Origin of the sequence: uncultured Legionella sp., from assembly GCF_937871865.1 — a bacterium.
Lineage (GTDB): Bacteria > Pseudomonadota > Gammaproteobacteria > Legionellales > Legionellaceae > Legionella.
Genome location: NZ_CALMPD010000064.1, coordinates 1 through 7436, shown reverse-complemented (window position 1 = coordinate 7436; position 7436 = coordinate 1). Strand labels below are relative to the sequence as shown.

The following is a 7436-nucleotide window of genomic DNA, read 5'->3' as shown; positions in this document are numbered from 1 at the left end:
TGAAAATAAAGCGTCTCAATTAGCACAACTTTATAAAATTCATAAAGAACAAATGCAAGTTCTTACTGGTGTCCTGTCTTTAATCACCTCAGAAACAGAACTAGAAGGCAATCAGGAAGTACTTGATGAAATTCAAAAATTACAAAATGAAATTTTAACGACTGAAGCAGACATAATCAGCATTACCCAACCGATTCACTTACTTCGATTCGACTATGAATTAGCAGATCCCAAACTGGCAATATCTCTTACTAATTTAGGTATAACTTCAGCAGGTACAGCCATTTCTGTAGTAGCCTTGCTTATGGGTATAGGAATCATTGTTGCTCCCCCTATATTCTTTCCCTCAATGGTAGGTGCAGGTATCACATTAGCCATTGTTGGTTTAGGCAAATGGATTATAGAAAAAATGACAGAGCAGGAAGAAAAACAGTTTAAAACTCAGAATGAAATCAATAAAAAAGACATCATTCTGAATGAAGCACTTATTGCGTATGAGCAAAAAAATAGCGTCACTCAATCTGCATCTTTAGGGAACCCCAGCCATTCGAAACATCTGCTCGAATTACTCGGAAAAACTCACCCAGCGAAGACTAAACCAGATACTGACACCTCTGAGACCAGGCCTTATCAAAAAGAATTTACGTTATTTAATCGTAAAAAAGAAAGTACTGAAATTGAACTGGAGCTCATCGAAAAGACAACATCACATACCAATAATACCTAGGAGCGATTGATATTCAGGCCTCTCTAGGTGCAATGCGACTTGCTACGGATATCAACAGCCTTTAATAATAAAGAGACCCTCATATGAACCTCGATCGTTTTCATAAAGCTCAAAAAAGCCATTCTGGCCATGAACAAGCAAAAAAGGAACTTCAAAACGGAAAAAAAACAAGCCATTGGATCTGGTATATTTTTCCTCAACTGGAATCACTTGGTTTTAGTGATACTGCCAAATACTATGGAATAAAAGATAGGGATGAAGCCTGTGCATACCTAAAAGATCCCATCCTTTTTCAGCGCTATTTTCAGCTGGTTCAATTAGTAGAACAACAAGTGCAAAAAATACCTCTGACTACCTTGATGGGCGGTAATGTGGATGCCCAAAAATTAATGTCCAGTTTAACCTTATTTCGTAACGCAGCAACGCATTTAAACAAAACACCAGGACAAAGTAATCACGACTTCAAGGGACTGGAACAAAGCTGTGCTCGTATTTTCAAACTCACGGCCAATCAAGGTTATTATCCTTGCCAGAAAACCTTATCAGCACTTAGCCATTCAGTAAAATCTCCCGACGTACCTAAACCCATTATTCCAGAAGTATCTGGCTCCTTTTTTCAAACGAAAAAAATGCCTTTGACAGATAGGTCCCACTCATTGATAAGACAGGAACTGGCAGAGTATCAGAACTTAAGAAAAAATGAATGGAGCTTTCATTATAATTTTATGGGAGTATTCTCTGTTCTCTATTTTATCCAGGATATGCTGTTAGGAACGGATCATTTCAATTCTAAAAGCAGAGAAGTAAAGATAAATGCGTCATCAAAACTAGAGCAATTAATGGATACAGGGCATACAAGTACCATAGTATTCAGCGAAGCAGAGAAAAAAGCACTGCAAGATGGACGATTAGGGAGTATTGTAAACAAGCACGGAGGGCTTGAAAAGCTTGTTCGTGAGGCTGCAAGCAAACAGGCAGATCGGTTTTCAGCCCCTGATTTTAAAATATAATCCAATTCTGAATTGTGCTCCTATTTCCGAATTACCACGGCTTTACAAGCGGTAATTCGGTATGCCCGTTTTATCAAGCTAGTTGATGAAAAACAAGCCATGACTAAAACCCTTTTATGGTAAACTCTATCGATACCTTAAATTAAATTGCTCTTCAATAGACTCTTTAATAACCGTTTTATTAGCAAATATTCCCATACGAACCATCTTGGGAGCAACGCCAGAAATAATTCCGATGGGCGCAGAACCAAGCGTAATGCCCACGACTGAATTCTGTATCATGTCTGTAGAGCCGTTCGTCATACCTGCAGCGCCATTCTTCCAAAGATGACATGCAAAGAACACTCCTGCTACCATGCCAATGGTAGAAAAAAAAATATCAGAATAAATCTCTATCTCGTCTTCCGTGAATTGCTTATATAGGTTAGAAAGATAGTAAGTAAGCATTAAAGCGTTAAAAAAGCCTGACCAACTAAAAACAAGACATAAAAGAACATTGAGTTGGTTCATCGCTTCCGAACAATAGGAGATCATCATAAAACCAAGTGCAGCGCTAATTACTGCTAAAATTAGGCGTATATTTCCTTCACTACAAAAAGAATCAAGAGATGTTCTAATCCATGAGGGTTCGAGATTAGTTGCCCTGCGCGCTAATTGACCAGAAAAAATTTTTTCTGCTAGTTCGTTATAATGTCTTGAGGTTTGGCGGAAAGCATATAGCCCATCTTTGTATGAAAGATACTGAAAAATTTCATGCATCGTATCAGCAGTAAGTAAAGGAGAAAGTTCAATGACAGGAACTTTGTCTTTATTTTTTTCTGTATTTATTTTCATAAAACCTTTTCATGAGTTAGGGCGGTTAATTGTCCTGCAAACACTTACGTCCAAAGTTTGGTGTACAAGATTGAGTGCCGTGGATAAACCACAGCACATTAGGATTTTAGACTGATCAGATTCATGCAGGGAAAAACGGGAATGGCATATTTTTAGACAGTTCTCCTCAGCTTCATGACAGCACGAAAAAACATGAAACTTAAAATTTGATTAAAATAAATTGCAACCTGTGTTTTGCTCACAAGAAATCTCCGGCGAAAAAACAGTCTCAGGTTTCTGAAATAGTAAAGAAGCACCCTTTTGGGTTGTTCCATAAAATATTGGAGGCTTAGGACTTATTCTCGCAGAAAGATCATCAAGAGTACTCTCATGATCCAAACCAAAAAGAGTACCAAGTAAACCATAGCACCTGAGATTTTCTAAGAAAACCTGTTTTGCGTCATCATCACTATTTTTTAATAATTTTCGAGTCACCGAGTATACATGAGAGATCTTTTCGGGATGAAGAGAATTAAAGTTTCTAAGTGCCAAATCTAATGCATCATCAGGATAAAATCCGCGTTGCATATATTTCATGGCTCTAATAATTCGTGCTGGAGAATTTTCTAATTTTTCTTTTTCATTACCGGCCATACTTAAAATGCGGGCATTTAGATCAAAAAGCCCTCTACCTGTTGGATCGTATATAGAACCGTCTCGATCACAGTACAACTTACAAATATTAAAATCACATGTTTTTATGTCTTCTCGCATCCATCCCATTTCAAGTATGTGATAAAAAGGCGCATAGGGTAACACTTTCACATCCACGCGGTAGGGGCTATTAATGAAATAACTATTATTGTTATAGGCATCTCTTCGGTAGCCTAATAAATTTAAAAAATTGATGTCCTTTAAAGAAATGACGAAATCCAGGTCATTGGCTTTTGTTGTATTCTCTATTAAATCAAGAACAGCTCCGCCGCATAGATAAGCGGTTAACACCTCACGAGGTGATAATTTTTCAAAAGTGTCACGACATGCTGTAGTCAGGGCGACTTTCATAGCTGGAAGTGTATCAAACGGTCCCCATACAGTTTGCTCCCCAGTATCTTCTTCAACAACATCAGAGGTCATCAATTCTTCTTCGCTATTGCTGTATTGTTCCTCACTATCCTCGTCAGAGAATATAACTTCCTCTTCAGAGTTGTCGTATTCTTCCTCAGATTGCTCCTTATCAAAATCATTATCTATCCAATTTCAAAATGGCGTAATGACTTACTAAATCCTTCCTTAACTTTCAGTTTGGCACCAGCCAGATCAGATTCATTATCTGGATATGAGTAGGCTTCTGCAATATAGTTGGCAATTCTTTGGCATTGTTGCCTGGATAATTTCATAAATAATCCCAAAGTGACACAGGGCGCAGAAAATATCACATCTGATTTACGGAGTCATTTTGATTTCAAAGATTTCTTTGTAGGACATGCGAAATTTATAACACATTAAATACCTCATCAAACCATATACTGATCAATTTAATTGCGGTACAATAAAAAACACTGTGGGCATTAAAGAGCCATGCCAAATGAAACAAAAAGAAAATATATATCAGACGACTGAAGCAACATTTTTTTACGCCACAGCTCCATTGCGATTTTCTTTTGAGTGTTTCACTTTAAAATATTCAGGCAAACTATTCGCTCAAACCGCAAGCTCCCTGATGAGTTCGTGTTTTCAACAACCACAAAATATCGCTGATTTTATTATGACAGTTATATTAGCCCCTATTTTTATTATTGCCTCAATCCAAATGGCAGCACTACTGACACTTCCATTCGCCGTTGCTGAATTAGCAGTAGGCGCATTAGCGATAATTCCTGCCCTGGCAATTGCTATTGCGACATTACCCGTTATGACCTTATTGGCTTTAAGTGAGTCCGTGTGCGAGCTGTTTTCTGAGCCTGACCTGGATTATAATGATGGTCATGAATTAAGCTGAGACGAACAGCCCACTCAGACTCCTAAACTCGTTGTACCATGTACTGAGACACAGGAGTCTCAATACCAGCCTTATCAAATTGTTGTTTTATTTTTTCCTGTAAAATATTACGCGTTCCTGATAATTCTGCAGTACTCACCCAGACCATAAATTTAAGTTCTACCGCCGAATTAGCAAAGGTATTAATGCTCACATTAGGTTCAGGATTTTTTAAAACCAGGTCACAGTTGTTCGCAATATCCAAAAGCATTGATTTAACCAGAGCAATGTCACAGTCATAAGCTACCGCAACAAGAAGTTCTAAACGCCGGGTAGAAAAATAACTTAAATTGGTAATTTCCGATTTAATCATGGCCTCATTAGGAATTCGCACTAATTTATTATCCGGTGTTTTCAGCTTGGTAGACAACAGATCAATAGAATCAACAACGCCGACAATACCTTTAACTTCAACGGTGTCTCCTACTTTAAAAGGATGTTCGAATAATAGAAAAATACCACTGATTAAATTTGATGCGGCAGTTTGAGAGGCAAAACTTATGGCAACAGTAAAGACACCGGCCGCCCCGAGTAAAACACTTAATTTGAATCCAATGTGTTGTAAACTGGTTACCGCAAAAATAGTAAAAATAGAATAAAAAACAGACCGGCGAATTAGCATGGTCTGATGACGCGAAAATTTCTTGGAAAATGCGCGCTCAGCAAGAAGGCTAACTCGTTTTGCTATAAAGTAACCAATAACAAACAAACATAAAGCATAAATAACATTGACTAACTTGTCCGAGTGGACAAAATAATTTAAATAAGCATTGTGCAGCAATTTTTCCATAAACGTTCAACCTAATAAAATCATCTCAAAACGTGTTGAGAACGTAGCGAAATCTGTTGCGACACTTCATTCCTAAAACCATGAAGTACAAGGATAAACCACATCACGTATGGATTTTAGATTGAAAGCCAACAACACCTGAAATTCATAATTTATTATTATGACAGGATTTTAGCATACACTATAGAGTTAAATTAAGGTCTGTAATTAATAGCAAATCGCAGTATACTATCATTAAAAAAACAGCCAGAAGCTATAAAATATTATGGATAAGACTACTGTGATTCGATGTGCCTGGGTAGGAACGAATAAACCGCATTATGAACATTATCATGATACTGAATGGGGAATTCCTGTTCATGATGATCAAAAGCATTTTGAAATGCTTATCTTAGAGGGAGCACAAGCAGGCCTCAACTGGGAAACCATCCTGAAAAGGCGTGAAGGTTATCGCGCAGCATTCAAACAATTTAATCCCCACACAGTGGCTCTCATGTCAGATGAAGAACTGGAAGAGCAATTAACTAATCCAGAAATCATTCGAAACAGACTGAAAGTATTCTCTGCACGCCAAAATGCCCGAGTATTTCTCGCCATCCAGCAAGAGTTTGGTTCTTATGATGCCTATGTTTGGCAATTTGTTAATGGCAGTCCGAAAATAAACCGCCCTCAAAAAATACAAGACGTTCCGGCCAATACTCCTGAATCAGATGCATTATCCAAAGATCTTAAAAAAAGAGGAATGAATTTTGTAGGTTCAACAATAATATATGCATACATGCAGGCAACAGGCATGGTCAATGATCATACGCAAGATTGTTTTTGTGCTATTAATTAAACATTCCACCCTGTCATTGTAGCTAAACTGTTGTAAGTAAAATGAGTACATAAAAATTGTCCTCTGTAAAGAACAGATGATCCCTACCTCCGTTTATAAAAAAATAGCTTTTTAAATATCAATGAACACTTCATAATGAGAAAGCATCATAGTCAGGGAATTAAAATGAACCAATTTATTCATGGCATGTTTTACATGGTCCGAGGAATCAAACATCTTTTAACCCGAGGGTTGAAACGATTTATTATAATACCAATGGCATTGAATTTTATTTTGTTTGCTGGTTTATTTTATGTTGCTTACTATTATTTATTTCCTTACGCCTCATACTATCTGGATAAATTACCATCCTGGCTAAGCTTCTTGAGCGGGTTATTTTTTATTATTTTTATAATCTGCTTTTTCTTATTATTTTTATCCATGTTCTCTGTTGTATTTAATATATTGGCGGCACCATTTAACGGTTTGTTGGCAGAAAAAACCCAAATAATGTTTTATAACAGCGCCCCTCCATCGATACCGTTTTCTCAAATGGTAATCAGAAGTATGAAACGCCAGGGGCAATTTTTAAAATATTACTTACTACATCTTTTAGGCATTGGACTCTTATTTTTTGTACCATTTATCCAACCCATATACCCATTTTTATGGTTCTTGTTCAGCGCCTGGATGTTAAGTATCCAATATCAGGATTTTGCTATGGATAATAATTTAATTAGCTTTAAAGACATGCTGGAAAACATCAAAAAAAATAAAATGCGTTCTCTGGGATTCGGCTCATTCATCAATTTAGTCAGTTTTATCCCCGGTGTGAATATACTGCTCATGCCGGCAGCAATAATTGGTAGCACAATGCTCTATTGTGATAAAAATAAACCCCTACCTCAGATGAACCCGAACTCCAGGGAACTGCAGAGTAATTAACTGTCCGGGAGTAGAGCAGCTTGTGATAAAAAAGTTAACTAATTGATAAATAATTCTTTTCAATATTTTTTTATAAAAATAATAAGCTACTATTAAAGAATAATGCATCTTATTTTATTTAGCAGGCTCACTACCGGAGTTTTAACAATGATGGCCAATTAGGTGATGTATCAAATCTGTTGATTTAAACATTTCTGCCGAACTCGAATCGATTGATAAATAAGCCGATCACGGTATCGTGCATTAATTCAGATTTAGAGAAACAGATAGTTTTTCTGGCTAATCTTTTGATG

General features: G+C 36.9%; 10 protein-coding genes. 5 read left to right on the top strand and 5 right to left on the bottom strand.

Annotation, left to right across the window (positions count from 1 at the left end; translation table 11 throughout):
• Both Q0495_RS03705 and Q0495_RS03700 read left to right on the top strand, forming a co-directional pair.
• A partial coding sequence (locus tag Q0495_RS03705) for a T4SS effector SidA family protein (protein WP_298623239.1) occupies positions 1-727 on the top strand: 727 nt, incomplete at its 5' end.
• Between the two features lie 83 nt (positions 728-810).
• Entirely contained in the window at positions 811-1737 is a 927-nt protein-coding gene (locus tag Q0495_RS03700) for a DUF1810 domain-containing protein (protein WP_298623238.1), read from the top strand.
• Positions 1738-1863: 126 nt separating this feature from the next.
• Here Q0495_RS03700 and Q0495_RS03695 read toward each other — a convergent pair whose 3' ends face one another.
• The 3 genes from Q0495_RS03695 to Q0495_RS03685 form a co-directional block, all read right to left on the bottom strand.
• Complete coding sequence (locus tag Q0495_RS03695) at positions 1864-2571, bottom strand: F-box protein (RefSeq protein WP_298623237.1); 708 nt, start codon at positions 2569-2571, stop codon at positions 1864-1866.
• 210 nt (positions 2572-2781) lie between these two features.
• Positions 2782-3687 carry a hypothetical protein gene (locus Q0495_RS03690; RefSeq protein WP_298623234.1) on the bottom strand — a complete coding sequence of 302 codons (906 nt, stop codon included), beginning with the start codon at positions 3685-3687 and terminating at the stop codon, positions 2782-2784.
• A gap of 113 nt (positions 3688-3800) precedes the next feature.
• Entirely contained in the window at positions 3801-3950 is a 150-nt protein-coding gene (locus Q0495_RS03685) for a hypothetical protein (protein ID WP_298623232.1), read from the bottom strand.
• Positions 3951-4138: 188 nt separating this feature from the next.
• On the opposite strand from Q0495_RS03685, the gene Q0495_RS03680 reads away from it, so the two are divergent.
• Positions 4139-4552, top strand: a complete 414-nt coding sequence (locus Q0495_RS03680; protein ID WP_298623231.1) for a hypothetical protein — start codon at positions 4139-4141, stop codon at positions 4550-4552.
• A gap of 22 nt (positions 4553-4574) precedes the next feature.
• Here the strand turns inward: Q0495_RS03680 and Q0495_RS03675 are convergent, their stop codons facing one another.
• Complete coding sequence (locus Q0495_RS03675; protein ID WP_298623229.1) at positions 4575-5381, bottom strand: mechanosensitive ion channel family protein; 807 nt, start codon at positions 5379-5381, stop codon at positions 4575-4577.
• 265 nt (positions 5382-5646) lie between these two features.
• Here Q0495_RS03675 and Q0495_RS03670 point away from each other — a divergent pair, with 265 nt between their 5' ends.
• Positions 5647-6219, top strand: coding sequence for a DNA-3-methyladenine glycosylase I (locus Q0495_RS03670; protein WP_298623226.1), 573 nt, complete (start codon positions 5647-5649; stop codon positions 6217-6219).
• Between the two features lie 165 nt (positions 6220-6384).
• Entirely contained in the window at positions 6385-7143 is a 759-nt protein-coding gene (gene cysZ, locus Q0495_RS03665) for a sulfate transporter CysZ (RefSeq protein ID WP_298623223.1), read from the top strand.
• 184 nt (positions 7144-7327) lie between these two features.
• Here the strand turns inward: cysZ and Q0495_RS03660 are convergent.
• A partial coding sequence (locus Q0495_RS03660) for an IS1 family transposase (RefSeq protein ID WP_298623241.1) occupies positions 7328-7436 on the bottom strand: 109 nt, incomplete at its 5' end.

What these genes read in the sequence shown, in the direction of transcription:
- Q0495_RS03700 (WP_298623238.1), top strand. Translation starts at nt 811, where the DNA reads ATGAACCTCGATCGTTTTCATAAAGCTCAAAAAAGCCATTCTGGCCAT.
- Q0495_RS03695 (WP_298623237.1), bottom strand. Translation starts at nt 2,571, where the DNA reads ATGAAAATAAATACAGAAAAAAATAAAGACAAAGTTCCTGTCATTGAA.
- Q0495_RS03690 (WP_298623234.1), bottom strand. Translation starts at nt 3,687, where the DNA reads ATGACCTCTGATGTTGTTGAAGAAGATACTGGGGAGCAAACTGTATGG.
- Q0495_RS03685 (WP_298623232.1), bottom strand. Translation starts at nt 3,950, where the DNA reads ATGAAATTATCCAGGCAACAATGCCAAAGAATTGCCAACTATATTGCA.
- Q0495_RS03680 (WP_298623231.1), top strand. Translation starts at nt 4,139, where the DNA reads ATGAAACAAAAAGAAAATATATATCAGACGACTGAAGCAACATTTTTT.
- Q0495_RS03675 (WP_298623229.1), bottom strand. Translation starts at nt 5,381, where the DNA reads ATGGAAAAATTGCTGCACAATGCTTATTTAAATTATTTTGTCCACTCG.
- Q0495_RS03670 (WP_298623226.1), top strand. Translation starts at nt 5,647, where the DNA reads ATGGATAAGACTACTGTGATTCGATGTGCCTGGGTAGGAACGAATAAA.
- cysZ (WP_298623223.1), top strand. Translation starts at nt 6,385, where the DNA reads ATGAACCAATTTATTCATGGCATGTTTTACATGGTCCGAGGAATCAAA.